Source organism: Pseudothioclava arenosa, from assembly GCF_002358085.1.
In the GTDB taxonomy this organism is placed as follows: domain Bacteria; phylum Pseudomonadota; class Alphaproteobacteria; order Rhodobacterales; family Rhodobacteraceae; genus Pseudothioclava; species Pseudothioclava arenosa.
Map to the genome: position 1 here is coordinate 63,207 of NZ_NTJD01000008.1, position 26,902 is coordinate 90,108.

33 protein-coding genes and 1 tRNA gene are annotated in these 26,902 nt (G+C 64.1%); 5 read left to right on the forward strand and 29 right to left on the reverse strand.

Annotated elements, in window-relative coordinates; translation table 11 throughout:
- Positions 1 to 19 precede the first annotated feature (19 nt).
- From ttcA to rpmH, 4 genes are read right to left on the reverse strand one after another with little or no spacing between them, the layout of a single operon-like run.
- A complete protein-coding gene (gene ttcA / locus CLN94_RS10990) occupies positions 20 to 904 on the reverse strand; it encodes a tRNA 2-thiocytidine(32) synthetase TtcA (RefSeq protein ID WP_096433996.1) in 885 nt (294 codons plus the stop codon).
- On the reverse strand, positions 897 to 1,166 hold the full coding sequence (gene yidD, locus CLN94_RS10995; protein WP_096433997.1) for a membrane protein insertion efficiency factor YidD: 270 nt from the start codon (positions 1,164 to 1,166) through the stop codon (positions 897 to 899). The genes ttcA and yidD overlap by 8 nt, the downstream gene beginning before the upstream one ends.
- Positions 1,163 to 1,675 carry a ribonuclease P protein component gene (gene rnpA / locus CLN94_RS11000; RefSeq protein WP_096433998.1) on the reverse strand — a complete coding sequence of 171 codons (513 nt, stop codon included), beginning with the start codon at positions 1,673 to 1,675 and terminating at the stop codon, positions 1,163 to 1,165. The genes yidD and rnpA overlap by 4 nt, the downstream gene beginning before the upstream one ends.
- 21 nt (positions 1,676 to 1,696) lie before the next feature.
- Complete coding sequence (rpmH, locus tag CLN94_RS11005; protein WP_096433999.1) at positions 1,697 to 1,831, reverse strand: 50S ribosomal protein L34; 135 nt, start codon at positions 1,829 to 1,831, stop codon at positions 1,697 to 1,699.
- A 283-nt stretch (positions 1,832 to 2,114) separates the two neighbouring features.
- On the opposite strand from rpmH, the gene CLN94_RS11010 reads away from it, so the two are divergent.
- From CLN94_RS11010 to CLN94_RS11025, 3 genes are all read left to right on the forward strand, one after another.
- Positions 2,115 to 3,506 carry a sensor histidine kinase gene (locus tag CLN94_RS11010; RefSeq protein ID WP_096434000.1) on the forward strand — a complete coding sequence of 464 codons (1,392 nt, stop codon included), beginning with the start codon at positions 2,115 to 2,117 and terminating at the stop codon, positions 3,504 to 3,506.
- A 112-nt stretch (positions 3,507 to 3,618) separates the two neighbouring features.
- Positions 3,619 to 3,695 (forward strand) — tRNA-Arg (locus tag CLN94_RS11015).
- 357 nt (positions 3,696 to 4,052) lie between these two features.
- The gene (locus tag CLN94_RS11025) at positions 4,053 to 4,295 is read left to right on the forward strand and encodes a hypothetical protein (protein ID WP_143598912.1); all 243 of its coding nucleotides are present in this window, start codon (positions 4,053 to 4,055) and stop codon (positions 4,293 to 4,295) included.
- Between the two features lie 32 nt (positions 4,296 to 4,327).
- Here CLN94_RS11025 and CLN94_RS11030 read toward each other — a convergent pair whose 3' ends face one another.
- The 15 genes from CLN94_RS11030 to CLN94_RS11095 all read right to left on the reverse strand — a co-directional run bounded on the left by CLN94_RS11030 (position 4,328) and on the right by CLN94_RS11095 (position 18,615).
- Complete coding sequence (locus tag CLN94_RS11030) at positions 4,328 to 5,929, reverse strand: sulfatase-like hydrolase/transferase (RefSeq protein ID WP_179300292.1); 1,602 nt, start codon at positions 5,927 to 5,929, stop codon at positions 4,328 to 4,330.
- 62 nt (positions 5,930 to 5,991) lie between these two features.
- Positions 5,992 to 6,924 (reverse strand): type II secretion system F family protein, encoded by a 933-nt coding sequence (locus tag CLN94_RS11035; protein ID WP_096434004.1) that lies wholly within the window; start codon positions 6,922 to 6,924, stop codon positions 5,992 to 5,994.
- Positions 6,925 to 6,936: 12 nt separating this feature from the next.
- Entirely contained in the window at positions 6,937 to 7,884 is a 948-nt protein-coding gene (locus tag CLN94_RS11040) for a type II secretion system F family protein (protein WP_096434005.1), read from the reverse strand.
- Between the two features lie 8 nt (positions 7,885 to 7,892).
- On the reverse strand, positions 7,893 to 9,299 hold the full coding sequence (locus CLN94_RS11045) for a TadA family conjugal transfer-associated ATPase (protein ID WP_096434006.1): 1,407 nt from the start codon (positions 9,297 to 9,299) through the stop codon (positions 7,893 to 7,895).
- Between the two features lie 10 nt (positions 9,300 to 9,309).
- The gene (locus CLN94_RS11050) at positions 9,310 to 9,936 is read right to left on the reverse strand and encodes a L,D-transpeptidase (RefSeq protein WP_218837250.1); all 627 of its coding nucleotides are present in this window, start codon (positions 9,934 to 9,936) and stop codon (positions 9,310 to 9,312) included.
- Positions 9,933 to 11,111, reverse strand: coding sequence for a CpaE/TadZ family protein (locus CLN94_RS11055; protein ID WP_143598913.1), 1,179 nt, complete (start codon positions 11,109 to 11,111; stop codon positions 9,933 to 9,935). Before CLN94_RS11055 ends, CLN94_RS11050 begins: the two co-directional genes overlap by 4 nt.
- Positions 11,112 to 11,119: 8 nt before the next feature.
- Positions 11,120 to 11,731, reverse strand: a complete 612-nt coding sequence (locus CLN94_RS11060) for a TadE/TadG family type IV pilus assembly protein (protein ID WP_096434008.1) — start codon at positions 11,729 to 11,731, stop codon at positions 11,120 to 11,122.
- Entirely contained in the window at positions 11,725 to 12,183 is a 459-nt protein-coding gene (locus tag CLN94_RS11065) for a TadE/TadG family type IV pilus assembly protein (RefSeq protein WP_179300293.1), read from the reverse strand. Before CLN94_RS11065 ends, CLN94_RS11060 begins: the two co-directional genes overlap by 7 nt.
- A 122-nt stretch (positions 12,184 to 12,305) precedes the next feature.
- Complete coding sequence (locus CLN94_RS13840) at positions 12,306 to 12,500, reverse strand: hypothetical protein (RefSeq protein WP_143598914.1); 195 nt, start codon at positions 12,498 to 12,500, stop codon at positions 12,306 to 12,308.
- Entirely contained in the window at positions 12,478 to 13,965 is a 1,488-nt protein-coding gene (locus tag CLN94_RS11070) for a type II and III secretion system protein family protein (protein ID WP_179300294.1), read from the reverse strand. The genes CLN94_RS13840 and CLN94_RS11070 overlap by 23 nt, the downstream gene beginning before the upstream one ends.
- 24 nt (positions 13,966 to 13,989) lie before the next feature.
- Positions 13,990 to 14,970 carry a Flp pilus assembly protein CpaB gene (cpaB, locus tag CLN94_RS11075; protein ID WP_179300295.1) on the reverse strand — a complete coding sequence of 327 codons (981 nt, stop codon included), beginning with the start codon at positions 14,968 to 14,970 and terminating at the stop codon, positions 13,990 to 13,992.
- Positions 14,971 to 15,183: 213 nt separating this feature from the next.
- On the reverse strand, positions 15,184 to 15,390 hold the full coding sequence (locus CLN94_RS11080; protein WP_096434011.1) for a Flp family type IVb pilin: 207 nt from the start codon (positions 15,388 to 15,390) through the stop codon (positions 15,184 to 15,186).
- Between the two features lie 440 nt (positions 15,391 to 15,830).
- Positions 15,831 to 17,447, reverse strand: a complete 1,617-nt coding sequence (locus CLN94_RS11085) for a TadE/TadG family type IV pilus assembly protein (protein ID WP_096434012.1) — start codon at positions 17,445 to 17,447, stop codon at positions 15,831 to 15,833.
- Between the two features lie 107 nt (positions 17,448 to 17,554).
- On the reverse strand, positions 17,555 to 18,055 hold the full coding sequence (locus CLN94_RS11090) for a prepilin peptidase (RefSeq protein WP_096434013.1): 501 nt from the start codon (positions 18,053 to 18,055) through the stop codon (positions 17,555 to 17,557).
- A gap of 26 nt (positions 18,056 to 18,081) precedes the next feature.
- Entirely contained in the window at positions 18,082 to 18,615 is a 534-nt protein-coding gene (locus CLN94_RS11095) for a tetratricopeptide repeat protein (RefSeq protein ID WP_096434014.1), read from the reverse strand.
- 252 nt (positions 18,616 to 18,867) lie between these two features.
- Between CLN94_RS11095 and CLN94_RS14000 the strand changes: the two genes are divergently transcribed.
- A complete protein-coding gene (locus CLN94_RS14000; protein WP_179300296.1) occupies positions 18,868 to 19,029 on the forward strand; it encodes a hypothetical protein in 162 nt (53 codons plus the stop codon).
- A 54-nt stretch (positions 19,030 to 19,083) separates the two neighbouring features.
- Here the strand turns inward: CLN94_RS14000 and CLN94_RS11100 are convergent, their stop codons facing one another.
- The 10 genes from CLN94_RS11100 to CLN94_RS11145 form a co-directional block, all read right to left on the reverse strand.
- Complete coding sequence (locus CLN94_RS11100; protein ID WP_096434015.1) at positions 19,084 to 19,893, reverse strand: division plane positioning ATPase MipZ; 810 nt, start codon at positions 19,891 to 19,893, stop codon at positions 19,084 to 19,086.
- A 158-nt stretch (positions 19,894 to 20,051) separates the two neighbouring features.
- Positions 20,052 to 20,273 carry a 50S ribosomal protein L31 gene (rpmE, locus tag CLN94_RS11105; RefSeq protein ID WP_096434016.1) on the reverse strand — a complete coding sequence of 74 codons (222 nt, stop codon included), beginning with the start codon at positions 20,271 to 20,273 and terminating at the stop codon, positions 20,052 to 20,054.
- 11 nt (positions 20,274 to 20,284) lie between these two features.
- A complete protein-coding gene (gene rplS, locus CLN94_RS11110; RefSeq protein ID WP_096434017.1) occupies positions 20,285 to 20,659 on the reverse strand; it encodes a 50S ribosomal protein L19 in 375 nt (124 codons plus the stop codon).
- A gap of 261 nt (positions 20,660 to 20,920) precedes the next feature.
- The gene (gene trmD, locus CLN94_RS11115) at positions 20,921 to 21,742 is read right to left on the reverse strand and encodes a tRNA (guanosine(37)-N1)-methyltransferase TrmD (protein WP_096434018.1); all 822 of its coding nucleotides are present in this window, start codon (positions 21,740 to 21,742) and stop codon (positions 20,921 to 20,923) included.
- Complete coding sequence (gene rimM / locus CLN94_RS11120) at positions 21,739 to 22,248, reverse strand: ribosome maturation factor RimM (protein ID WP_096434019.1); 510 nt, start codon at positions 22,246 to 22,248, stop codon at positions 21,739 to 21,741. The genes trmD and rimM overlap by 4 nt, the downstream gene beginning before the upstream one ends.
- Positions 22,248 to 22,898, reverse strand: a complete 651-nt coding sequence (gene bluB, locus CLN94_RS11125; protein WP_425439459.1) for a 5,6-dimethylbenzimidazole synthase — start codon at positions 22,896 to 22,898, stop codon at positions 22,248 to 22,250. Before bluB ends, rimM begins: the two co-directional genes overlap by 1 nt.
- A complete protein-coding gene (gene rpsP / locus CLN94_RS11130) occupies positions 22,895 to 23,251 on the reverse strand; it encodes a 30S ribosomal protein S16 (protein WP_096434021.1) in 357 nt (118 codons plus the stop codon). The genes bluB and rpsP overlap by 4 nt, the downstream gene beginning before the upstream one ends.
- 40 nt (positions 23,252 to 23,291) lie before the next feature.
- A complete protein-coding gene (locus CLN94_RS11135; protein WP_096434022.1) occupies positions 23,292 to 23,594 on the reverse strand; it encodes a chorismate mutase in 303 nt (100 codons plus the stop codon).
- Positions 23,595 to 23,599: 5 nt separating this feature from the next.
- Positions 23,600 to 25,102, reverse strand: coding sequence for a signal recognition particle protein (gene ffh / locus CLN94_RS11140; protein WP_096434023.1), 1,503 nt, complete (start codon positions 25,100 to 25,102; stop codon positions 23,600 to 23,602).
- 207 nt (positions 25,103 to 25,309) lie between these two features.
- Entirely contained in the window at positions 25,310 to 25,882 is a 573-nt protein-coding gene (locus CLN94_RS11145; RefSeq protein ID WP_096434024.1) for an FMN-dependent NADH-azoreductase, read from the reverse strand.
- A 111-nt stretch (positions 25,883 to 25,993) separates the two neighbouring features.
- Between CLN94_RS11145 and CLN94_RS11150 the strand changes: the two genes are divergently transcribed.
- Positions 25,994 to 26,899, forward strand: a complete 906-nt coding sequence (locus CLN94_RS11150; RefSeq protein ID WP_096434025.1) for a LysR family transcriptional regulator — start codon at positions 25,994 to 25,996, stop codon at positions 26,897 to 26,899.
- Positions 26,900 to 26,902 lie beyond the last annotated feature (3 nt).

A 26,902-nucleotide genomic window follows, 5' to 3' on the forward strand; every position in this document is an offset into this window, starting at 1 on the left:
CCGATTGGTCAGCGAAATCTTAATCCGCGCGGCGCAAATCCGGGATGTTTTGGTTAAAATCCGATGCTTTTTCGCCTTCGTTCCGCGCGAGGCCGAGAAAATCGAAGATGTCCGGGTCGCACAGATGCGAGGGGCGCACGTTCATCAGCGCGCGGAACATCACCTGACGGCGGCCGGGCGAGCGGCGCTCCCATTCATCGAGGATGCCCTTGACCTGTTGGCGTTGCAGCCCGTCCTGCGAGCCGCAGAGATCGCAGGGGATGATCGGATAGTTCATCTGGGTCGCGAATCTCTCGCAATCGGCCTCGGCCACGAAGGACAGCGGGCGGTAGACGAACAGGTCGCCCTCTTCGTTCACCAGTTTCGGCGGCATCGTCGCGAGGCGCCCGCCGTGGAACAGGTTCATGAAGAAGGTTTCCAGAATGTCGTCGCGGTGATGGCCCAGCACCACGGCCGAGCAGCCCTCTTCGCGGGCGATGCGATAGAGATTGCCACGGCGCAGGCGGGAACACAGGCTGCAATAGGTGCGGCCCTGCGGGATCTTGTCGACGACGACGGAATAGGTGTCCTGATACTCGATCCGGTGCGGCACGCCCATGTCTTCGAGGAACTTCGGCAGCACCGTCGAGGGAAAGCCCGGCTGGCCCTGATCGAGGTTGCAGGCGAGCAGATCGACGGGCAAAAGCCCGCGCCATTTCAGCTCGTGCAGCACCGCGAGCAGCGTGTAGCTGTCCTTGCCGCCCGAGAGGCACACGAGCCAGCGTGCGCCGCGCTCGATCATGCCGAATTTCTCGATCGCGTCGCGGGTTTCGCGCACGATCCGCTTGCGCAGCTTCTTGAACTCGGTGGTCGAGGGCGCACCGGCGAAAAGCGGGTGGATCGGGGCGTCTTCGTCGTCAAGCATCGTGCTTCTCCTGCTCGCGCTGCGCATCGAATTCGGGGTCGGCGCCGGGCACCGGGTCATAGCCATGCCCGCCGAGCGGATGGCAGCTGAGCACGCGCTTTGCCGCCAGATAGCTGCCCTTGAAGGCGCCGTGACGTTCGAGCGCCTCCATCGCATAGGCCGAGCAGGTCGGCTGATAGCGGCAGCCATGTCCGACATAGGGCGACAGCAGCAGCCGGTAGGCGCGCACCGGCAGGGACACGACCCAGGCGAGCGTGCTCATGCGGCACCGCCTTTGCCGCGGCGGCGGCCGCGCGGGGCCGGGCCTTCGGGGCGCGGCGGGCGGGGCGTGTCGGAATGGACCGAGGTCAGCGCGCGGCGCAGGTCTTCGAGAAGGTCGGTGAAGTCGCGGGTGGCGGTGGCACCGGGGCGGCCGACCAGCACGTAATCCCAGCCGGGCCGGGCGGCATCGGTCAGCACAAGCCGCGCGATTTCGCGCAGACGGCGCTTGGCGCGGTTGCGGGCCACGGCGTTGCCGACCTTCTTTGAACAGGTGAAGCCCACGCGCACCGCCTCGGGGGCGGCGGCCTCGCCGTCATGGCGCGGACGTGCCTGCAGCAGAAAACCCGGCGTGCCTTGCCGCCGGGCTGAGGCCGCACGCAGGAAATCGGCGCGCTGGCGCAGGATCTGAAGCCTGTGGGGCAGGGCGACCTCCGGACAAACGGAAACCGCCGGGGCGCCTCCCGCGCGCCGACCCTTTGGGCCAGTCACGGGTGCCTCCGGCGGTGTCATGCCTTGCGGGCCGTTTGGGCCTTAGGCCGAAAGACGCTTGCGACCCTTGGCGCGACGGGCGTTCAGCACCTTTTGGCCGCCTTTGGTGGCCATGCGGGCGCGGAAGCCGTGACGGCGGGCGCGAACGAGGTTCGACGGCTGGAACGTGCGTTTCATAAGTCTCTACTCCGGTTCGGGCCCCAAATCCGCGAGATTCGAGGGCCGAGTGCATTCGAAGCCCGGTCTTTAGAGGGGGATCCGTATCAAGTCAATCGACTGACGCGCGATTTTTCGCTCTTTTCACGCATTGCCGAGGGGTTCGGTGCGATCAGCCCTTTTGCCGATGCCCGGCTCTGCCTATTTATGGGCAAAGACCCGCGGCGAACAGGAAAAAACCGGGGGCATCAAGAAGATGCGGGAGAAAGGCCTGCAGCGGGACGCTCCGCATTGACGGTGACCAATGGCGCTCAACACGCTCTCAGGCCGGTTTCTGGTGCTGACGACGGTTTTCGTCGTGCTGGCGGAGTTTGCCATTTTGCTGCCGGGCCTGTCGAATTTCCGCGAGGATTACCTGCTGTCGCGGCTTGAGCGCGCGCAGATCGCCTCGCTGGCGCTGCTGACGACGGACCAGATGATCGACGCTGACCTCGAAGAGGAGCTCTTGGCCAATGCCGGCGTGTTCAACGTGGTTTTGCGGCGTGATGCGGTGCGCCAGCTGGTGCTGTCGTCGCCGATTCCCAGCCCGGTCGTGGCCACCTACGACCTGCGCGAAGACATGGTCTGGCACAAGATTCGCGACGCGCTGGCGGTGCTGGTCGATCCCGAGAATCACGTGATCCGGGTGATCGGCGATCCGGTGCAGCGCGGCGGGTTGGTGATCGAGGTCACGATGGAGACGGGCGATCTGCGCGTGGCGATGATCGACTACGGGCTGCGGCTGCTGATGCTCTCGGCGGCGATCGCGATTCTGCTGGCGGTGCTGTTGTTCGCGGCGATGCGGCGGCTGGTGCTGCAACCGATCAGCGGCGTGGTCAGGAAGGTCGCCGCCTATGCCGAAGCCCCCGAGGATGCGCGCCGCTTCATCGACCCCACCGCGCGGATCGTCGAACTGCGTGTGGCCGAAGAGGCGATTTCCTCGATGCAGCACCAGTTGACGGCGGCGCTCAAGCAAAAGGAGCGGCTGGCGCAGCTGGGGCAGGCGGTCGCCAAGATCAGCCACGACCTGCGCAACATCCTGACCACGGCGCAGCTGTTTGCCGACCGGATGGAGGATTCGGACGACCCGAGCGTGCAGCGCGCGGCGCCGAAGCTGATGAACTCGATCGGGCGAGCGGTGAACCTGTGCGAAACGACGCTTGCCTTTGGCAAGGCCGAAGAGCCGCCGCCCACGCTCTCGCGATTCAACCTTGCCGATCTGGCCGCCGAAGTGGTCGAGGGCGAACAGCCCCCCGCAGACGCTGCCGAGATCGACTTCGTCACCGATATCGCGCCGGGCCTGCGGATCATGGCCGATCACGAGCAGATGTACCGGGTGATCTCGAACCTCGTGCGCAACGCGCGCCAGGCGATTGCGGCGACGGGCGCGCCGGGGACGATCGAGATTGGCGCCGGAGAGACCGCGTCGGAATGGTGGATCCGCGTGCAAGACACCGGCCCGGGCCTGCCTGAGCGCGCGAAGGAGCGCCTGTTTCAGCCGTTCTCGGGCGGCACGCGCAAGGGCGGCACGGGGCTCGGCCTTGCGATCTCGGCCGAACTGGTGCGCGGCCATGGCGGGCGGCTCGAACTGGTGCGCAGCGATTCGGATGGCACGGAATTTCAGGTTCACCTGCCCAAATCCGCGGGCGAAGCCTGAGCCCCGCATGCGGATTGGCGGGCGTAACAGGGCGCTGAAAAAGAAGTTTTTCGTTTTTCGTGTTTTTGACCTTGCAAAGCCCACGCCCGGGCAGTAAATCGCCCTCCACAGCGGACCCGTAGCTCAGCTGGATAGAGCACCAGACTACGAATCTGGGGGTCGGGCGTTCGAATCGCTCCGGGTCCGCCATTTCCTTACATCGCCAGACGTCAGGCGGATCTGACCCTCCGGTCACATCTCCGACCCGGCTTGGCCGCTGCGCGTGCCGAGTAACCGCGCGTGGTTCTCTGGCGTGAGCCAGAAGGGAAGCCTCTCTGAACCCGGCGATAAATGATGTATGCTTGGCGGCATGGCGCGCGCGTTGAAATCTTTGATCTTTCTTATGGCCTCGCTTCTGGCGGCTTTTGCGGTCTACGGGGGAAGGGGTATCTTGATGCGGTTCTGGCTGCGGAAGGGCTACGCCCTCGGCCTCGAGCGCAGTCTGAGAAAAGGCCTGATCCTTGCGCTCTGGCTCGACGCGCTGGAGATGGGGCGCGGGCCTGACGGGTGGATGATCGGGTTTTCGATGCGAGTGAGGCGCTGTTCGGGGCACCTCCGGCGGAGGTGGCCGAGACGGAGTTTCTCCGGCTGATCGCCGTCCTGATCGCTCCGGCGACTTTTGACCTGCAAGGCGATGAGCGCGCGCTCAGGGCGCGCGTGGGGCGGATCGAACGCCTGCTCGCGAATGACTGCGCCCCGCTCGATCACGGGGATGTCTGGCTGGAAGGCTGCCGGAGCACGGCGGAATAGGCCGGGGAAGCCTGTCGCCTTCTGGGCTGGGCCTATTCGAGCCAGAGGCGGCGCTGCAGTTCGACATTACCGCTGAACGCGGTGCTGACGTCTTCGACACCAAAGCGTTCGACCAGCGTCGGCGCGGGGGACAGCAGGGACTGCCCCATGTTCGCCTTGCCGTCGCGCAGCCTGTAGCCCAGCAGTTCCAGAAGCGTCGGATACACGTCGATCATCGCACCCGCCCGCTCGATCTGCCCGGTTTGCCCGGCACCAAGGATGGTTACGAAATTGCGGCGGCTGTCCTCCATTTCGGAAAGCGCGTCGTCGAGCGTGTTGCGGAAAGCGAGATGGTCGCTCTGGATCAGGATGACCGTGTTCTCGGAGAGGCCGAGGCGGTCGATTTCCGCCAGAAATGCCTGCACGCGCCGCCCGGTGCAGGCGATTGCGGGGGGGATGTTGCTTTCGCCCTCCGGCGCCGGGGCGCAGTCTTGCGAGAGATAGGCGTCCGGGCCGTGCGTTGCGAGTGTGAGAGTGCTCAGCAGGAACGGCTGCCCGGCTGCGGCCAGTCGGCGCAATTCGTCGGTCAGGCGCTCGAACAAGAGGTCGTCGTTCATACCCCAGATATTGCGGCGGGGCTCGTTCTCCCATCCCTCGAACGAGCTGAGACCGCGCACGCGCTGATAGCCGTGGCTCTGGAAGAAAGCGCCCTTGGAGTAGATCGCAAGGTCCGACCCGTTCAGGTAACTTGTGGCATAGCCCTCGGCGCCCAGCAGGTCTCCGAGGCATTGTGTGCTGGTCAGGAAGTCCTTGAACTCCGGCAGCTTGTCGGCATTTTCCGTGTTCTGCCGATCGACGCTGAATACGCCGCGCGGAACAAGCGGTACGCCGCATTGGCTGGCGACGATCCCGCCCGAGGTGAAGTTGGTGCCCGAGACCTGGCCGATATTCGTCAGCGCAAGGCCGCGGTTTTCAAGATCGGCCAACGCCGCAAAGGCCTCCCGGGTTGCAGGCAGGTCGCGGTAGTTGCGCTCGAGGCTTTCGAGATAGAAGATGATGACGTTCTTCTTCTGCGCAGGCCGGTGCAGGATTTCCGGCGGCACGACCGAGGACGCGGGCGCGATCGAGGCGTGCAACGGGTTGGGCACGATCAGTTCGAAGAGGTAACGGCTGATCGGGCTGGCGCTCAGCGTCGCGAGGGCGACGATGGCGATCACGTTGCGATGGATGCGGTGGCTTGCGCTTAGAATGTAGCCCGCCGCCGCGATCAGCCCGAGCATCGCCAGATACCGCAGGATCGTCGAGGCGAAGCCGTCGAAGCCGACGGCCAGCATATCGGGTGCGCGGTTCTCGGAGAGGGTCATCAGCAGGTTGCCGACGTCGCCAGTTCCGAAAGCCTCGCGCATGAAGCTGAAGGGCAGGAGCAGGATGAGGCCGAGCAGCAGCAGGAGCGCAGGGATCAGGAAGGCCCGTGGCCTCTGGGACGGCAGACGCCAGGCGGGCAGCAGCCACGAGAGGGTCAGTATGAAGCTGACGATGACAGCCCCGAACGCGATCGGGGCAGGCAGACGCAGATAGGGGATGATCCAGCCGATGGCGAATGCGCCGATCACCAGAACGCTCAGCGCGCGCGCCAATCTCGCCCGGGTGGGCACAGCCGTCTTCGAACTTCGGTCCGCAGCAGTCATGGCGCATCGCCCTGATCTGAGGCTGGAGGTCACCCCCCCGGCTTCAGAGTGGTGAACATCTTGATCAGCATGATCATCACCGGCACCAGCACGATCACGAGGTTGACCGGGAACAGGAAGCCCGCCATCGGGAACAGCATTTTGACCGGCAAGGCGTTCGCCTTTTCTTCGGCTTTGACCATCCGGGTTTCGCGCATTTCCGTGCTGAAGACCCGCAGCGTCCGGATCACGCTGGCGCCAAGTTCCTGCGACTGGCGGAACAGGGTGGCGAGGATCTTGGCCTCTTCAACGCCGGTGCGCTCGGCAAAGTTCGCCAGCGCCTCGTGGAGCGGGCGCCCGGCGCGGGTTTCGAGGCTGATGATCGAAAGATGGAAGCCGAACAGCGGATTGGTGCGCAGGAATTCACGTGCGACCCGGTCCAGCGCGGCTTCGATCGACATGCCAGCATCGACGCAGACGATCAGCAGGTCCATCAGGTCGGGGAACAGGCGGCGGGCCTCGGTGAGGCGGCGCGACTGGAAATAGTCGAGCCCGGCGCTGCACAGGATGAAGGCCACACCCGCCAGCATCATGGCGAGGAGCGCGGACATGGTCGCGGTGACGCCACCGCTGATCGTGTTGAGCGCCGCCCAGGTCAGGATGAACACGCCAGCCGAGATCGCGAAGCGCAGGACGTTGAAAATCTGCGTGGCCTTCGGGCTCAGGAAGCCCGCGCGGATCAGGCGCATGTCCAGCCCGTCGGCGGCGGCATTACGCTGCACGTTGTAATAGTGCTGCACATAGGCATGCTCTTCCGAGAAGATCTTGTCGATCTCGGCAAGCTTCCCGCGGCCGGCGGACCCGACCTTGTCGAGATTGCGGCTGATCTCGCGCCGGCGGGCGACGGTGTTCGCCAGCGTGAAAACTAGGATGAGAACGGCTGCGAAGACCGCGATGAGGATGACCGTGTCGTTCAGTTGCACTCTCGTCCCTCCTCAGAAATCGAACTTGACGAGGTTGCGCAGGATCAGAGCCCCGATCCCCATCCAGACCAGAACGCCCACGACGATATAGGTGCCGTAACCTGTCGCCCAGACCGAGTCAAAATAGGTCGGAACCATGGTCTTGACCATCAGGTAGAGCAAGAAGGGGAAGATCCCCATCACCACCGCGGTGATCCGCCCCTCGGCCGAGATTGCGCGGATCTTGGCGCGCATCATGGTCCGGCCGCGCACCATTTGCGACAGGTTTTCAAGCACCTCGGCAAGGTTGCCGCCGGTGCCGCGTTGCACGCTCATCGAGACCGCCAGCAGGTTCAGCTCTTCGGCGCCCACGCGTTCCACCATGCTCATCATGCCGTCGTCGATCTCGGCGCCAAAGGCCAGCTGGTCGGACAGGATGCCGAATTCGGAACCGATCGGGTCGGGCATCTCGCGCGAGACCAGCGAGATCGCCGCGTTGAGCGGGTGCCCCGCATGAAGCGAGCGCGTCAGCACGTCGACCGCCACCGGGATCTGGTTGACGAAAATATTGATCCGGCGCGAGCGCAGACGCATCAGGATCATCACCGTGAGCGCCCCGGTCAGGAATACCGTCGAAATCAGTTGCAAGGTGGTGCCGCGCACGAAGAACAGGCTGAGCACCCAGCTTGCCATGAAAATCACCAGCAGATACATCGCGCGCTTTGCCGGCGGGATGTGCAGGCCGGATTGCTGATAGAGCCTCCAGAGCCACTGCAGGGCAGGGCCGCGATCCTGGCCGAAGCCGCGGTCCTTCAGCAGGCTTCCATAGACGGTGTCCTGGTCCGAACCCTGTGAAATCCGCTTGAGGCGCTCGTTGACCTCGCGCGTGCCGCGCTGGCTCACCATCAGCGCGCGCACGGCGATATCGACGAACAGGAGAACGGAGGCGAAAACCAGGCCGTAGACGATAATCAGGTTCATGGTGGCCCCTACAGTTTCCGCGACGGGTCGAAGGTCTCTTTCGGGATCCTCGAGCCGATGCCGGCGATCTCGGTCATGAAGCGCGGGCGGATGCCGGTGGCGCGGTATTCGCCAAGGATCCGGCCATCTTCATCGGTGCCGGTGCGCACGAATTTCATGATTTCCTGCAGCTGGATCACCTCGCCTTCCATGCCGGTCAGTTCGCCGATCGACATCACGCGGCGGGTGCCGTCGCGCAGGCGGTTGAGCTGGATGATGAAGTGGATTGCCGAGGAGATCTGCGAGCGGATCGAGAGCTGCGACATCGGCATCCCCGCCATGCCGACCATCTGCTCCATCCGCGAAAGCGCGTCGCGCGGGTTGTTCGCGTGGATCGTCGTCATCGAGCCTTCGTGGCCGGTGTTCATCGCCTGCAGCATGTCGAAGGCCTCGCCGCCACGGACCTCGCCGACGATGATACGGTCGGGGCGCATCCGCAGGGCGTTTTTCACGAGGTCGCGCTGGCTGATCTCGTTCTTGCCCTCGATCGAGGGCGGGCGCGTTTCAAGGCGCACCACATGGGGCTGCTGCAGCTGAAGTTCGGCCGCGTCTTCGATCGTCACGAGGCGCTCTTCATGCGGGATATAGGACGAGAGCGCGTTCAGCATCGTCGTCTTACCCGAGCCGGTGCCCCCCGAGATCACCATCGAGACCTTCTCCTCGACGGCCAGCGCCAGCAGGTCGGCCATGCATTGGGGCAGGGCGTTCTTTTCCACGAGGCTGTGCAGCGAGAACGGCCGGCGCGAGAATTTCCGGATCGAGACCTGCGGCCCGTCGACCGCCACCGGCCGGATCACCGCGTTCACACGCGAGCCGTCGGCAAGGCGCGCGTCGACCAGCGGCGAGGCTTCGTCAACACGGCGCCCGATTGCCGCCACGATCTTGTTGATGATGCGCAGCAGGTGGCTTTCGTCCTTGAACCGCACATCGGTCGGAGCCAGACGCCCGCCACGTTCGATATAGACCGTGCGCGGGCCGACCACGAGAATATCCGAGATCGTGTCGTCCTTGAGCAGCGGCTCCAGCGGACCAAGGCCCAGAAGCTCGTCGGCCAGATCCTGCACGAGGTTCTCAAGCTCTTTCGCATTCAGCGCGTAAGTCTTGGTCTTCACGTAGTCGCGCACGATCGGGCGCAGCTCGGTCAGGATGTCCTCGGGGGTCATCGTGTCGAGCACCGAGAGGTTGATCTTGTCGAGCAGCAGGCGGTGCAGCGTCACCCGCTCTTCGGCCATGTCGAAAAGATGCGGGTCGGCCGCCGCGGCGGGGGCGGGCTTGAACTCGTCCGCAGCCTCCGGAGCGGGTTCCGCCGGGCGCGCGCTGGGCGCGGCCATCGGGGATTGCTGCGTGTCCTTGGACTTGAAAAACCGGCTGACCATGCGCTCTCCCCTATTCCTTAACGATTACTTTAGTGCCGACGGGAACGTTTTCGAAGAGCTCCATCACGTCGGCATTGGTCAGGCGAAAACAGCCCGAAGTTTCAAAATTTCCGATGCTCGGCGCGTTATTGGTCCCGTGAATGCGATAGAGCGTGTCGCCACCGTTGCTGTACAGATACAGCGCGCGCGCCCCGAGCGGATTGTAGGGTCCCGAGGGCACCATGTCGGGCAGGCTCGGATCACGCTTGCGCATCTCGGCCGGCGGGCGCCATTCGGGCCATTTCGCCTTGCGTCCGACATAGGTCGTGCCGGTCCAGGTAAAGCCGTCGCGCCCGACGCTGATATCGTAGCGCGCCGCCTTGCCGCCGGGCAGCACCACCAGAAGTTCGCGCTTGCCGTTCGAGATCAGGATCGTCCCCGGCTTCTCGTTGCTCGGGTAGGCGATGACCTCGCGCGTGGTCGGGCCGTGGCTGCGCGGCACCGACTTCACGTTGCGCGCCTGCGCGAGGATGATCCGTTCGCCCGCCACGGTATCGCGCAGCAGGCCCCGCTCTGATGCCGCCATCGCGGGCGCGATCAGGCCGAGCCCGAGCGGCCCCAGCATGACAAGCGCGCAGATCAGCAGGCGTCGGATCATTTCTTGGCCTCCGCCGGTTCCTTCACGAGGATCTCGTCGAGATATTTCGACAGCGCCTTGAGGAATTTCGAACCCGAGTTCACATCACGCGGCAGCACGCCACGGTCGATCGCCTCGGGCAGCACCGATTTTTCCTCGGGCAGGAAGAAGAAGGGCGTGCCCTCGAACAGCTCTTCGAGCTTCGACTTCTTGATCCGCGAGCCACTGAACAGCGAGCCTTCGTGCTTGTTCAGCAGGATGCGGGTGTTCGAGAGGTCCTGGCCGCGCTCGCGCAGCCCGCGCAGGATATTCAGCGATTGGCTGATCGAGGGCAGCGTGATGTCGCTGACGATGGTGATCGTGTTGACGCCGGCCAGCACGTCCTCGCGCCAGTCGGTCTCGAAATAGGGGATGTCGAGCACGGTATGGCTGTGCTGGATCGTGACCGCATCCAGCAGCCGCAGCACGAGCTCATAGGCGTTAATATTCGTCACTGCGCCGCGATGGTTGAACGAATAGACCGAAAACCCCGCGTCGTGCTTCTGTTCGATCAGCTTGACGAATTCCTCGTCAATCCGCGAAGGGTCGGCCAGGATCGAGTTCAGCGGGAAATTCTTTTGCAGGTTCAGGTAGTAACCGCAGGAGCCGGTGGAGAAGTCGAGGTCGAACAGAGCCACGCTTTCAGCCGGGTCCTTCAGCTCGCGCCGCAGCAGATCGGCCAGCGAGATCGCTACCGAGGTCGCCCCCGCGCCGCCCACCGAAGGCACCACCGCATGCACCTGGTTGCGGGTGTGCTTGGCGTTGCGCAAAGCCGCCTGAAGCGCGCCGTAAAGATCGTCTTCCTGCAACGGCTTGGGCAGCCAGTCGCTGATCTTGAGCTTGAGCAGCTGACGCACCCGCTGCCCCGAGAGCGCCTCGGACACGACGATGAGCGGAACGTCTTCGTAGAAACCTTTGGCCTCGCTGATCGCCTCCAGCTCGGCGGTGTCAATGCTGCCGAAATCGAAAACGATGGCGTTGATCGCCTTGCCGCTCGTGGCCGAGGCCAGCATCTCATAGGAGACGGTCTCGACCTTGATGCCGACCATATGGGCGATTGCCTCGGCGGTCTCATGAGTGCCGCCATGGCCTGAATCGACCACTAGGATCGTCGCACCGCGTTGCTTCGAGAGAATGGGAGGGGTGTTGGAATTCATTGCGCTCACTAGTCGGAGTAATCGGTGTCAAGGTCTTCACTCGTCACGGTCACGGGCGTTGCCGGAACCGGAATCGAGTCGAGGGAAAGGAGCGCGCCCGCCAGAAGCATGTCGAACGACAGGCCGCGCGCCTCCACGGTAATGGTCACGACCGGGCCGCCGGGACGCCCGAAATAGCCCAGCCCGGCGCGGGTGTAGGTGACGCGCACGTTATCAGCCGAAAAGTTCGGGTTGATGTCGCACATGCCGGGGGCGCCCAGGAAATCCGGACGGCAGACTCCGTCGCCGCCGGTAATCAGGCGGTTGATGTTGGAATTGCAGGCGGTCGTGCCTGCGCCGCAAGAGGCCGAGACGATCGTCGACGGGTAGGGGTCGCCCGCGTCGAGGCCAGCCGCGTCGGCTTCCAGCAGCGTCGTCAGGTTGTCGATCAGAGGGTCCGATACAGCAAGCTGCCGTGCCGCGACCTGCAGGGCTTTCGCGGTCTGCGTCCATTGGAACAGCACGAAGCTGAATTCCACGAAGGCCGAGATCACCAGGAGCATGATCGGGAAGGTGATCAGCGCCTCGGTGAGGCTCAGCCCGTCGCTGTCGCGCCGGAATTTCCGCCAGAGCGTCACCATCCGATATACCTCTCGACGTGGGTATAGGAGAGATTGATGGTGCCGATCTCCAGCATCCCCAAGAGCGGCGAGGGCTGGTAATCGACATTGCCGGCGGCGCGGACCTCGGAATAGCCGCCCGAGGATGAGGGCAGGGCGGCGCGTGTGGCCGGGGTCAGCACCAGCTCCGCCGCGGTATTCCAGCCCGGAACGCGCAGCCCCCCGGTGCCGGCGGGGTTGCCGTAAAACGCGATATTGCGGGCGATATCCGGGCTGCAGGACGAGGTAAACCCAGCGACCTGACAGCGCGACCAGTAGCGCGCGGCATCGCGCACCCCGGTCGCCAGTTGATGGCGCTGCCAGAAGATATTGCCGAATTCCAGAATGCCGATGGTGAAGAACAGCAGGACGGGGGCTGTAATCAGGACTTCAATGAGAACGGAGCCGTTCTCATTGCGAACAAAATGCTTCAAAAAAGATCGCCGACCTGCCGGCACGATCACTTCTCCCTTGGCTGTCCCAAAGCCTCCACGCTCCCTGCGCGGGCGTCCTTTTGGCCATCACCTGATCCCTTTCAAGCCCCCGCAAAAGCGGATCAAGGAAGCATGATATCCTGGTTACCCGCACCCGGAGGGAACGGATTGATGGTTTGAATCTGCGCGTTCGACAAGGCCGCGTCACCGATGCCGAGCGTCACCGAGTCCCGACGGTTCATATAATCGGCGCAGCCCGCAAGCCCGCCGATCAGAACGACGGCCAGAACGAGGTTATTTTTTCGTGATGACAGCATCGTCAAACTCCAGATCGATCAGGTGGCCGTAGGGCCCCAGAATGCCTTCGCCCTTTTCAAACTGCTTGATCATGTCGCGATCGACTTCAAGCATGCCGAGCAGGAACAGCTCGACATCGTTCGACGAGCGGCGGCCGTCGAGCGGCGAGACCAGCGGCTGGTCCGGCGAGGCCGGATGCACGAGGCGCGGCGTCACCAGGATCACCAGATCGGTTTCCTGTTTCTGGAAGGCGCTCGAGCGGAACAGCGTGCCGAGGATCGGGATCTGGCCCAGCCACGGAACCTGTTTCACGTTGCGCTCGTTGTCGGTCTGCAGAAGGCCCGCGATGGCGAAGCTCTGGCCGTCGCGCAGGGTGACGGTGGTGTCGGCCTTGCGCGAGATGAAGGCCGGCTGGCCGTTCACCGAAACCGAGGTGTCGATATCGCTGACCTCGGGGCGGATGCGCAGGCTGATCAGGCCTTCGTCCAGCAGCACCGGGCGGAAGTTCAGGCGCACACCGTATTCGCGGTAGTCGGTCTCGGTGGCGACATTGCCGTTGCTGTCGGTCGCGGCGTTGTTGATCGGAACCTCACCACCGACGACGAAGTTGGCTTCGATGCCGTTCGAGGTGACCAGCGTCGGGTTCGCCAGACGGCGGGCCACGCCCTTGTCTTCGAGCGTGTGGATGATCACGTCGATATCGGTGCCGGCAACCGAGAGCAGGCTGCCGATGAAGGTGCCGAAGGGGACCGCGTTGCCGGCCACACCGCTGATTTCACCGCGCGAAATGGCGTCGCCGGCGCCATCGGTCTTGGTGGCGTTATAGTTGAAGCCCAGAAGGCGGCCCGCGTTGCGGCTGACTTCAAGGATGCGCACATCCAGCTGCACCTGCTGCGGGTTCACCACGCGGATGCCGTCGACGATCGGCTGATCGCTGAACTGGCGCGCGATTTCGAGCGCGCGGGCCTTGTCGATCGCGTCGCGCACCGAACCCGAAACGCGGATGCGGTTGTTGATATTGGTCACTTCAAGCCGCGCCGAGGGGATCGCACGGCCGATCGCCGCCTCGATCTCGGCAAAGTCGATCTGAACGCGCAGGACGATCACGCCCAGCTGCTCGCCCGCGCCGCCCATGAAGCGCACGTTGGTCGCGCCGAGCCGGTTGCCCTGCACATAGAAGGTGTCGGAGGACAGCGGGAACACATCGGCCACTTCGGTGTTGCCGACGATCACCTCGGAGAAGGGCTGGTCGGTCTGCACCGTCATGGTGAAGCCGGGGGCGACCACAAGCGGTTCATTCGCGGTGCCGCCGCTCAGGCTGATCATCTCATCCTGTGCCGCCGCCGGCGAGACCAGTGCAGCCATCAGCCAGAACAGGGCGGCGGTGGCGACAGCCAGCCAGCCAGCGCCGCGTTCCGCGATATCGCACCTCCGTTGCGCATAGGCGAAGTTCATGTCGTTGCTCCTTCTTGCCGCCTCGATCATGTCGGGGGCGGCCTCCTCCAGCGATTACTGATCGAGGGGTTTGATACGGTATTCGGTACGTCTGCCGTGGCTGGTCACGCCGATCGTCACGAATTCGGGACGCGGCTTGGCCTCCGGCTGGGGTTTCGGGGTGAGCGCATCGGCCATCGACGAGATCCGCTCGTCGACGTTGGCACCCAACTGGTTGATCTGGCTCTCGAGGCGCCGCAACTCCGCCTGATATTCCGGCGAGTTGGTCTGGTCGGGCAGCGAGGCGGCCGGCTCGGGATTGTTCAGGTGGTTCAGCGTCACGCGGTCGCTTTCCTCGGTGTCGATCGAGACCGCGTTGCGCAGTGCCAGCGACAGCGTGCCGATGGTGCCGGCCAGCGTCAGTTTCTGCGCCTCTTCGGTCGAGACCTCGAAGGTCACGGTGCGCACGACGCTCGGGTTGTCCTTGCGCTCATCGGCGATCTGGTCGATCGCGAGCACTTTCACGCCTTGCAGCAGCACGTCGACATAGGCGTCGCTCGCGTTGCGGCCGGTGCGGGTCAGCAGAACGTCCACGCGGTCGCCCGGCAGCACGAAGCCCGCCACGCCCAGCACGTCGTTCACGCGGATCGACACCGCCTTCATCCCCGGTGAGAGCGCGGTCGAGAGTTTCGCGCGTTGGCCCGGTGCGGTGACCTTGGTGGCAAGGATCGGTTCGCCTTCGGCCAGCGGCTCAAGCACGAAACGCGCGGTTTCGTCGGTCGCGCCGACCAGAACTGCCGGATCCTGGAACGAGCCCGTGGGCAGGCGGTCGCTCATCCATTTAATGGTTTCGATCTTGTCGGGGGTGATTCGCTCACCAAAGCGGAGTTCTTTCTTCGCGACGACGATCTGGCTGGTCGGGATCGCCTGATTGCCGCTGCGGGCCGCTGCCGAGATCGCGTCACGCTGGTCAACCAGCCAGCCGCGTGCGGCGACCACTGCGAGCAAAGCCAGAACAACAGCGACTGCCAAGCTGATAAGAGTCGTTTTGCGCATCTTCCTGCCTATCTGTCCCGTGCCGCGAATGCGGTTCTCGAAGTTCTTGGGGCGAAATCGCCAAAATTCTAAACAAACTTGCCCGCAGACCATTGTGCCGGGGGCGGATTACTTAACGCAACCCATTTTTAAGAAATTACCCGCCCCAACGTCAATTGGGGCGGGCGTAGAGGCTTCGGGGCAACGTTCGCTACCCCGGAATCTCATCCGAACTTAGCTCGGAGCGCCGGTGTTCGCGCCGATCCAGGTCGCCCAGTCGTCATACGAGGTGGCGATGTTGCCACCGAAGAGGATAACGGCGGCGATCACGGCCGCGGTCAGCAGACCAAGCAGGATCAGGTATTCCGTCAGAGCGAGGCCGTCCTCGTCTTTCTTGAACTTCCCAAGATAGGCGGCGCCGAATTTCACCAGGTTACGCATTTAGAGTTCCTTTCTCTTCAAATAATGCCTCAGACAACTCGCAAACTTCCCGGATCTCCCGATGGGTGAGGTGGCGAAATCGTCCTCTGCGTTCTCCCGCTCTCCCAGCGAGAGCATCGGTAACAAGCCTTTTATACACCAGTTTTTGGCGAGCCGAGAGAGGGGGAGTAAGAAAATCGATGGAGGAAACGCTGGATTTTCGGGCGACACGGCATCAATCGCGCCGATTTTCCCGGATTGTTGGCTATCGTAAGGTTAACCTGCGCGGAAGGTGCCCCGTTTGCGCCACAGAAATGCCACAGCTTGACGCCTGTTTTTTAACCATGACGGAGAGTTTGCGCAGCCCATGAGGGTTATTTGCATTGCGCGCTCGCCTTAAGGGTGTGTATCCGGCCGCCGTCAGATCGCGTGCTGCGAATCAGCAGAGTCGCGGAAGCGGGTTAGCGCACCAGGACGGCCTCATCGCGGACGAAGGTATCGAGCGTGCCATTCCCGCCCGTGCCGGTAATGTCGATGATCTCGACGTCGATCGAGCCGTCATCACCGGATCCGTTCTTTTCCATCGGGCTCACGAGGAAGATGCTGGCGAAAGCGTTCACCGGAAATTCCGTAACGCCGGTGCCGCCATTTTCAATGCAGTCGACAATGGCGGCAAAGATCACCCGGCGGTCGTCATCTTCCGAGGTGGTGGGTGTCGTCGGTCCGGGGTTGTTGACGTTGTGGGCATAGCATGACGGCGTGCCATTCTCGCTTTGCGCGCCGTAGGCCGCGCTCTCGGGGTCGGAGATGTTCCCGACAAGCCCGTTGTCGATTTCATAGCGGTAGACGTCATAGCGCGACGGCAGGGATTTGTTGTCAGAGCCCTTCACCTTGGTTCCGAAGGAGCTCATTTCGGTCCAGGTGAGGTCCGTCAGCGTCCCGCCATGGTTGGCCAGCCAGTAGCCGCGCGCGTCCCAGCTGCCGGTGCCGATGGCGGCGCCGGGAACGCCCTGATTCGGAAGGCTCATCGTGTCATTCGGCGGGAAGGCGCTGGTGGTCAGCCAGGCCGGATCGTCCGAAAGCTCGTCCGGGCAGGCATCGGCGCTGCTGCCGGGGTTGTCGACGGCATAGCCCTTGCGCACATTTGAGGCTGGCGGATAGGCGCGCTTATCTGCGGCGTTCGAGAAGGGCGCATCGTAAATGTCGAAGCGGGTGTTCAGCCCGGTGCGGATGGAAACGGCGGCGCCCGGCTTGGTCGTCACCCGGGAGGAATTATAGCAGGTCGGGTTCTTTTCGCCGGCAAACACTTCGCGCAGCGCATTGGCGCCGGCATTGGTGTTCTCGTTATTGCCGGTCACCTGCAGGAAGCCGAAATTCCCGGGCAGGGCGGTCGAGCTTCCGGGCGGGTGCAGGCGCAGCAGGCGGGCATGCAGCTGCCCATCCGCGAAGGCCGATTGCAGATCACTGCCGATCGGCTCTTTTTCAAACGGGTTGCAGATGAAGACCGGCGTCACGTCGCAGGCGGCGGTGTTGTAAGTCGCGACCGCATAGGCGCCGATCGTGCGCCCGCCGCCGCCCGAGCAATTCACACCGCGCAGCCGATCGGTGAAAGAGCAGAAATCGTTGCCGCGATAGCCGACATAGACATACATCGCGTCGGCGCCGTTGGTGTCGTAATTCGCCGGATCGACACGGTTCGCCAGAATATAGGCATTGTCGATCGGTGTGTCGTCGGAGTCGGGGATATCGGTCAGGAACTCGACGCGGAAATCGCCGGTGCCGTCTGCGTCGTAATTCAGGATGATCTGGCCGTCGGAATCTGCGAGATCGAGGAAGCTTACAGTATTCGCAAGGTTCTCCATCGCATCTTGCGCGCGCGTGATCGAATCCGTTCCGAAGTCAAGCTCGCGCGCGCCCGCCAGCGCCAGCGCATCGACTGCGGCCTGAAAATCGGTCTGGGCGTTGTTGCCGCGCCCCATGTCGATCAGCAAGAGCCCCAGCGCGATCATCGCGGGCAGCGAAATCAGCGTCAGGGCAAAGGCGTAGCCATCTTCGGATTTGCGAAATTTGCGCAGCATTCATCAATCTCCGTCTCCGGGGGCCGAACGGCCCGGCATCTCCCCGGCAATCTCGAACATAGTATTCAAAGCGTATCATACATGATTTTCGCACGAGGGCCGATAAATCAGTAAACGAGGCCGGGATATCCCGTCAGAAGGCGCCCGGCGATGGTTCCGGCGCCTGCCAGCGCGAGGGGAACGCCATAAGGCGCGGTGCCCTTGGCGCGCAGCTCGCTCAGCCTTGCCGAAACGTTGCCTTTCGGCAAGAGACGCGGGCCGAGCTTGATTGCCGCAAGCAGCAGGATCGAGGCGGCAAGCAGTAGAATCGCGAAGGCCGAGAGCCCCTGCCATCCCACCAGAACGCCCAGCGAGGGAAACAGCTTGGCGTCGCCCGCGCCCATTGCGCCGCGCAGCCAGAACAGGAGCCCCAACAGGAACAAGGCGCCCCCGGCGATCAGGTCTCCGCCGAGGGAGTCGGGCCCGCGCAGCGCCAGCGCCGCAAGCGCCAGCCCCACCATGATCAGGTTGTCACGATTGCTGATTCGCAGCGTGCGAAAATCCACGACGGCGATGCGGAGCAGATAGAAAACGGCCCCCAGCATGACGGCGATATGCAACGCGCTCATGATGGGGGCCTCATTCGGGGCGAGGATCAGATCCCCTGCAGGTCACCCGACGCGCGGCGCGGATAGCCGGTCGAGTTGCGCAGCAGCTCGAGGTTGTTCGCGACGGTCGCGTTCGACGGGTCGATCTCATAGGCGGCGATGAAATGCTTGCGCGCGGCGACAAGGTTGCCCCGCAGCATCATCGAATAGCCGTAGTTGTTGTGGAACTCGATGCGGTTGCCGATGACCGGCTGCAGCTTGCGATAGGCCTTGTCGGCCTCGTCGAAGCGGCGCAGGCGATCCTGCGCGGCGGCATAGAGCAACAGCGCCTGCGGATCGCTCGGGGCGACTTCAAGCGCCTTGCGCGCATAGGCGCCAGCCTTGCCGAAATGGCCGTTCTTGAACTGAACCTTGCTCGCAACGATCAGCTCGTCATCCGGGTAATAGTCGAGCGAAGCCGTGTCCGCGATGGTCGAAGCATTGTCGCCAAAGGCGGAAAGATTGCCAAAACCTTCTTCGGTGCAACCGCTGAGCGCAACGGCGGCGAGGCAGGCAAGAAGCGTAGAGCTGATCGTGCGCATGAGAATATCCCTCTGAATCGGGCCCATCATGCTTTCCGATGGGTCAAGATGTCCATTCGGAACTGTCATTTCTTGGGGCGATATTGTGAAAATGTAACGCTTTTGGGCCCAATCCGGCGAAATCCCAATGGATTGATGCGCGAAATCGGGGGAACAGGCCGTCACAACTCCATCTTCGTGTCACGCTTTGGCCGAAGTTGATTGCAATCTTTAGGAGAACGAAGACGCGAACATACCGCCGAGGAGACGACCATGAAATTCGCGAAGACCCTGCTGTCCCGCCTGGCGCTTTCGAAAGGGGCCAAGATGGATGTCGTCGAGGCCCGCTTTGCGCAGCTTTCGATGGCCGAGGGTACCGGGAAGCGCCGTCGTCGCAGCGTGTCTCCCTTCGCGGTGATCGGCCGCACGGCCTGAACGCAATTTGTGAGTGCGAGTATTTAAAAAGGCGCCTTCGGGCGCCTTCTTTTTTCAGAAATTGATCTCGATGCCGGGTAGGTTCAGCTCGATCATCAGGTCGCGCAATTCCTGGCGGGCGGCGACATTCGAGATGTTGAGGTTGTCGACGCCCAGATCTTTGAGGTCGAGCAGGGTGATGCCGCGCGGGAACAGCTCGCGGAAGATCACGCGCTCGGAGAAGCCGGGCGCCACGCGGAAGCCGATGCGCTTGGCCAGTTCCTCCAGCGCCGCGCCGACCTTGCGCTTGTTGTGCATCTGCTGCGCGCCAAGGCGGTTGCGCAGCACGATCCAGTCGATCGGCTTCAGACCCGCGCGGGCGCGCAGTTGCCGCGCCGCCCAGACCATTTCCGAATAGATCGAGGGGCCGGTGACGCGGCTGGTCTCCGGGTCGATCCGCGCCAGCAGGTCGAAGTCGATGAAGCTGTCGTTCAGCGGCGTGATCAGCGTATCGGCCAGCGAATGCGCGACCTGGCTCAGCCGGGTGTGCGAGCCGGGGCAGTCGATGATGATGAAGTCGCAGCGCGGCTCCAGCTCGGCCACCGCCGCCGAAAGTCGGTAGTCATAGGGGTTCTCGCCGGGGGCGAGGGTGCTCGCGTCGATCTCGGGCAGTTCGCGATACTCGGGGCAGGGCAATTCGACCCCTTCGCGCGCCATGAAGGCGATCCGGTTCTCGATGTAGCGCCCGAGCGATTTCTGCCGCAGGTCAAGGTCGAGCGCGCCGACGGTCTTGCCCATCCGCACCAGCGCGGTCGCGACATGCATGGAGGTGGTGGACTTGCCCGAGCCGCCCTTTTCATTGCCCACAACGATGATATGCGCCACGTCTGACCCTCTTCCTTTGGCACCTCTTCCGGATGCCCGCGAGACTATAGGAAGCTTGGGCTACCGAAGGAAGGGCGCGGGCGCAAGAGGGGCCGATGCTGTTGCGGCAAAGCAAAAGGGCGCCCGCAGGCGCCCTTTCAAAAACACTCGGGTCGGGATCAGAAGCCCAGACCGGCGTATTTGTTCTTGAACTTGGAGACGCGGCCCCCGGTGTCCATCAGCTTGGTGCCGCCGCCGGTCCAGGCCGGGTGCGAGGTGGGGTCGATGTCGAGCGACATGGTGTCGCCTTCCTTGCCCCAGGTCGAGCGGGTCTGATACTCGGTGCCGTCGGTCATCTTGACGGTGATGAAGTGGTATTCGGGATGGGTATCGGCTTTCATCGATCCACTCCTTATTCGGCTTTGGCTTTGTAGTTCGTGACTTCGGCGATACGGGCCGATTTGCCACGGCGCGAGCGGAGGTAGTACAGCTTGGCGCGGCGAACGCGGCCACGACGCACCACTTCGATCGAGTCGATGTTGGTCGAGTAGAGCGGGAACACACGCTCCACGCCTTCGCCGAACGAGATCTTGCGAACGGTGAAGGAGGCGCCGATGGTGCTGCCGCCGTTGCGCGAGATGCAGACGCCTTCATACATCTGCACGCGCGAACGCGAGCCTTCGGTCACTTTGTAGCCGACGCGAACGGTGTCGCCGGCCTTGAAATCCGGGATGCTTTTGCCGAGGGCGGCGATCTGTTCCGCCTCGATTTGCGCGATCAGGTTCATCGCTGGTCCTTTCTGTGCTTGCGGTAGGTCCGCAATTGGTGTGCGCGTCCTCAGAGCTCTTGGTCTTCGTCCGGGTCCGCCTTGCCCTATTCAGGGGCGCCCGCCAGAGTTCAGGTCGTCGTTCCTTGGGCCTTTCCCGGGCTGCGCGCGTGGTGCGGAAGAAGGCACCTTGCAGCAATAAGAAAAGGGTCCGGCACCGATTCCGGTCCGGACCTGCGCCTGATACGGGTGGGCGGGTGTGAAATCAAGCCCCGTTTCGGGCTATTTCCCCTTTTTCTGCTGGGAAATATGGGCCTCCCAGAGGTCGGGGCGGCGGGCGCGCGTGATTTCTTCGCTCATTTCGCGGCGCCAGCTCTCGATCTTGCCGTGATGGCCCGAAGTCAGCACTTCGGGAATGGCGCGGCCCTGCCATTCGGCGGGGCGGGTGTATTGCGGATGCTCCAGCAGCCCGTGCGAAAAGCTTTCCTCTTCGGTCGAGGCCTGATTGCCCAGAACGCCCGGCAAAAGCCGGATCGTCGCGTCGATCAGCACCTGCGCCGCCAGCTCGCCGCCGGTCAGGACGAAATCGCCGATCGAGACCTCTTCGACCTGGTAATGCTCCAGCACACGCTCATCGACGCCCTCGAACCGGCCGCAGAGGATGGTCACGCCCTGCGCCCCGGCAAGGCGCCGCGCCATCGCCTGGTCAAAGGGCTTGCCGCGCGGCGACATGTAGAGGATCGGCCAGAGCGCGCGGTCGCGCGGCGTGCCGGCCTGCGCGGTCTCGATCGCGGCGCCGACCACATCGGGGCGCAGCACCATGCCCGCGCCGCCGCCGGCCGGGGTGTCATCGACATTGCGATGCTTGCCGATGCCGAAATCGCGCAGCTGGATCGTGTCATAGCCCCATTTACCCTCGTCGAGCGCGCGGCCGGTCAGCGACAGGCCGAGGATGCCCGGGAAGGCCTCGGGGAAGAGGGTGATGATGCGCGCGCGCCAGGCGGCGGCGAGGCGTGCGGGTTCCTCCATCAGCACGCGCGGCTTGAGCGAGGCCGCGATCGACAGCCGCCCGTGCGAGCGCGAAGGCGTGGGCGCGTCGCTCATTCCAGATCCTCGGGCGGGTCGGCGATGATGCGCCCGGCGGTCAGATCGACGGTGGGCACCACGGCCTTGGTGAAGGGCAGCAGGAGCGCCTGCCGACGGCCCGGCCCGAACACCTCGAGGATGTCACCCGCGCCGTAATTATGCACCGCGCGCACCGTGCCGAGCCGCGCGCCGCCGGTGTCCAGCACCTCCAGCCCGATCAGGTCGGTATGATAGAATTCGTCATCGGGCAGCGAGGGCAGCTTGTCGCGATCGGCCCAGAGCGTCAGCCCGCGCAGCGCGTCGGCCTCTTCCTTGGTGGCGATGCCGCTCATGCGCGCGGCCAGCCCGCCCTTGACGCCGCGCGTCAGTTTCAGGGTGAAGCTGCGGCTGCCGTCTTCGGAGTAGAGCGGCGCGTAAGAGGTGATATCCTCGGGGGTGGAGCAGAAGCTTTTCAGCCGCACCTCGCCCTTGACGCCAAAGGCGCCCGCGATCGCGCCGACACAGATACGGTCTTGGTTGGTCATCAACGTTGCTCCATCTCGGGCAGGCCCAGGCGCGGTTCCCAGCCGAGCTGTTCCAGCTCGGGGGTGGCGCTTTCGGTTTCGGGATAGCCGATGCAGAAATAGCCGATCAAGCGCCAGCTTGCGGGCACGTCAAGGTCGCGGGTCAGCCGCTCGGGGTCGAGGATCGAAACCCAGCCGAGCCCCACGCCCTCGGCGCGCAGCGCCAGCCACAACAGCGTGACCGCCGAGACCACCGAATAGGCGCGCATCTCGGGCATGGTGCGGGCGCCAAGCCCCGCGCCCTTGGGCGTCGCCTCGTCGCAGAACACGGCCAGTTGCACCGGCGCGTCGCGCATCCCCGAGAGCTTCAGCCCGGCATAGATCGCGGCGCGCGAAAGCTCGCCCCCCGCGTGATATTCGGCGAGGGCCTCGGCATTCGCTCCCTCGAAATTGGCAAGCGCCGCGGCACGGGCCGCGGCGCTGTCCACGGCCACCACGCGCCAGGGTTCGGACAAGCCGACCGAGGGCGCGGTGGCGAAAGCGGCAAGGCCACGGTCCAGTACATCGCCCGGCACCGGGTCGGGGCGGAAGCGGCGCACATCGCGCCGCCACGCCATCAACCGGGCCAGATCCTCGCGGAAGGCGGTGCTGAACCTTGGCGTCAAGCTCACTCCTCGGCCGAAGCCTCGGCAGCTTTCGCGGCTTTCTCTTCGGCGCGAGCCTTGGCTTTGGCGCCCGGCACGGCTTTCTTCATGTTGGCGCGGGTCGCTTTTTCACGCACACCAGCGGCTTCGAGGAAGCGGGCCACGCGGTCGGTCGGCTGGGCGCCCTGAGCGAGCCAGTACTGCACGCGCTCCATGTTCATCTTGACGCGGTCTTCCGAGTCTTTGGCCAGCAGCGGGTTGTAGGTGCCCAGCTTCTCGATGAAGCGGCCATCGCGCGGCATGCGCGAGTCCGAGGCCACGATCGAGTAGAACGGGCGCTTGTTCGAGCCACCACGGGCGAGGCGGATTTTCATAGCCATGTGAGTTTCTCCTTTGAATGGCAGGGTCGGGCTGTGCCCGTCATTTCTGATATTGCTCGTGGTGCCGGATCACTTCGGCAATCACGAAATTGAGGAATTTCTTGGCGAACTCGGGGTCGAGTCCGCTTTCTTCGGCCATCCGTTCGAGCCGGGCGATCTGGGTCGCTTCGCGGGTAGGGTCGGAGGGGGGAAGCTCGTGTTCGGCCTTGAGCTTGCCCACGGCCTGCGTGTGCGAAAAGCGTTCGGCCAGCGTGTAGATCAGCACCGCGTCGAGGCGGTCGATGCTATCGCGGTGTTCTTTCAGGATCTGGGCGGCGCGCGCCGTGGGGTTTTGCTCGGACATGGCGCTTATTTCTTCTTGCCGAGGCCCGAGAGCCCGCCCAGACCGCCAAGACCCGGCAGGCCGCCCATGCCACCCATGCCGGGCAGCTTGCCGCCCATCGCCTTGGCGGCGGCTTCGACCTCGGCCGGATCCATGTTCTCCAGATCGGGCATGCCGCCCTTGCCGCCCATCATCCGCATCGCCTGCTTGAGCATGCCGCCTTTGCCCATCTTCGACACTTTCTTCATCGTGTCGGCCATCTGGCGGTGCATTTTCAGCAGACGGTTGAGTTCCTGCACATCGAGGCCCGCACCGGCGGCGATGCGCTTCTTGCGCGACGCCTGCAGGAGCGCGGGATTGGCGCGCTCTTTCTTGGTCATCGAGTTGATCAGCGCGATCTGGTGACGCAGCAGCAGGTCGTCCATGCCCGCGGCCTCGGCCTGCTTGGCGTATTTCGACATGCCCGGCATCATGCCCATCACGCCCTGCATGCCGCCCATCTTGAGCATCTGCTCAAGCTGCTGGCGCATGTCGTTCATGTTGAACAGACCCTTCTGGAAGCGCTTGGCCATGCGTTCGGCCTGCTCGCGCTCCAGCGTCTCTTGTGCCTTTTCCACGAGGGCGACGATGTCGCCCATGCCGAGGATGCGGCCCGCGATGCGCTCGGCCTCGAAGGTTTCGAGCGCGTCCATCTTTTCGCCGAGGCCGACGAAGCGGATCGGCTTGCCGGTGACCGCGCGCATCGAGAGCGCAGCACCGCCGCGCCCGTCGCCGTCCATCCGGGTCAGCACGACGCCTGAGATCCCAACCTTGTCCTCGAATTCCTGCGCCACATCGACGGCGACCTGACCGGTCAGGCCGTCGACCACCAGCAGGGTCTCGCGCGGGCTGACCGCGTCGCGCACCTGCTGAACCTCGGACATCAGCACTTCGTCGATATGAAGACGGCCCGCGGTGTCGAGCATGTAGACATCATAGCCGCCGAGCGTCGCCTGTTGCTTGGCGCGCTTGGCGATCTGCACGGCGCTCTCGCCCTTGACGATCGGCAGCGTGTCGATGCCGATCTGGGTGCCGAGGATCGCGAGCTGCTCCATTGCCGCCGGGCGGTAGATGTCGAGCGAGGCCATCAGCACGCGCTTGCCCTGCTTTTCCTTCAGGCGCTTGGCAAGCTTGGCGGTGGTGGTGGTTTTCCCCGAGCCCTGCAGGCCGACCATCAGGATCGGCGCGGGCGGGTTGTCGATTTTCAGCGCGTCGGCCTCGCCTTCGCCGCGCAGCATGTCGATCAGCGCGTCATGGACGATCTTGACGACCTGCTGGCCGGGCGTGATCGACTTGGTGACGGCCGAGCCGGTGGCCTTGGCCTCGACCGCCTTGATGAAGTCGCGCGCGACCGGCAGCGAAACGTCGGCTTCGAGAAGCGCCACGCGCACTTCGCGCAGCGCGGTTTTCACGTCATCGGCCGAGAGAGCGCCCTGTTTCGTCAGGCGATCGAAAACGCCGCCAAGGCGTTCTGAAAGGCTCTCGAACATGGCGCACCTCCATGCGGTTGCCGGACGGACCGGCGGAAAAACGACAAGCGCACCAGTGGGCGCAACGCGCTGACTGGTGGCGATCCCCCCGAACGGGTTGGGACCGGAGGGATTCGGACCTCCGGGAAATCTGGGCTGCTATAAGAAAAAAGGCCCGCGGCGTCAACCACGGGCCTCGTTTCGGAGCTGGACCGTCCTCGGGGAGGGTCAGGCGGCCAGATCCGCGATCTGCGCTTCGGCGCGGGCCAGAGCGGCGGCCTCGTCGACCGACACGCCTTCGGCGGTCACGAAGCTCACATCGGTGATGCCGATGAAGGCCAGAACCTGCTTGAGATAGGCCGAGGCGAGGTCATAGGCCGAGCCCTGCGGCACGCCGCCCGAGGCGTAGGCCACGATCACGCGCTTCGGGCCGAGCAGGCCTTCGGGGCCGGCTTCGGTGTAGCGGAAGCTCTCGCCAACGCGGCAGATCTGGTCGAGCCAGGCCTTCAGCGGCGCGGTGACGCCGAAGTTGTAGACCGGCGCGCCGATCACCAGCACATCAGCGGCGCGGATTTCGTTAATCAGCGTGTCCGACAGCGCGAGCGTCTCTTTCTGTTCGTCGCTGCGGTCTTCGGCGGGGGTGTAGGCCGCGCCGATCCAGGTGCCGTCGATCAGCGGGATCGTGGTGGTGTCGCGGGTGGTCACGTCGCCGCCGAGCTTTTCGACGATATGGTCGGTCAGCTTGGTGGTGACCGAGTTCGGGCCTTTGATCGAAGAGGTGACGCGCAGGATCTTGGTCATTTGGGGGCTCCTTTCAGAGGGGAGGTTGTTCTGCATCTGCGAAATAGATTGTACTTTGCAGGTGTGAACGCAACTGGCATAATCGCATGGGTAATGTTCGCAGGTGCACATATGGAAATCGACAATTGGGATGAGATTCGAACCGCCTTTCAGGTTGCCCGCATCGGCACTGTCTCGGGCGCGGCCGAGGCGCTGGGCGTTCACCACGCCACGGTGATCCGCCATGTGGATGCGCTTGAACAACGCCTTGGCACCAAGCTGTTTCAGCGCCATCCGCGCGGCTATACGCCGACCGAAGCGGGGCGGCAGGTTCTGGCTGTGGGGCAGGCGACCGAAGACCAGTTCGCCCAGCTTGCGGCGCGGATCGCGGGCGCGGGCGAAGAGATTTCCGGCGAGCTGACGGTGACCTCGCTGCTGACGCTCTCGGGGATGATCCTGCCCGCTTTGCGCAAGCTGATGGAGGATTATCCCGGTCTGCGTATTCGCTACATGACCGACGCGCGGGTGTTCCGCCTTGAATACGGCGAGGCGCATGTCGCGATCCGTGCGGGCAACCGCCCGACCGAGCCCGATAACGTAGTGCAGTCGCTGGCGCCTTTGCGGGTCGCGCTGTTTGCCTCGCCTGCCTATCTGGAGGCGCATGGCGTTCCGGCTTCTGATGACGATCTGGCGAACCACCGCTTTATCGGCTCGGATAATCGCGATGCGCGTGCGCCGTATTTCCAGTGGATGGCGGCGCGGGTGCCCGAAGATCGCGTGGTCTTTCGCGCAAACGATCAGGTCGCGCAATGGGCGGCGATCCGGCGTGGCATGGGGATGGGCTTCCTGCCGGTGATCGAGGGGCGCAACGACTACCTGCTGACCGAGGTGATGGGCCCGCGCGAGGAATGGAGCTCGAACGTCTGGCTGGTCACCCATGTCGACCTGCACCGCACGCCCAAGGTTCAGGCGGCGCTGCAGGCGCTCAAGGAAAGTGTGGCCGAGACCTGCTCCGAGGGCCCGCCGCCTGCGGGCTGAGCG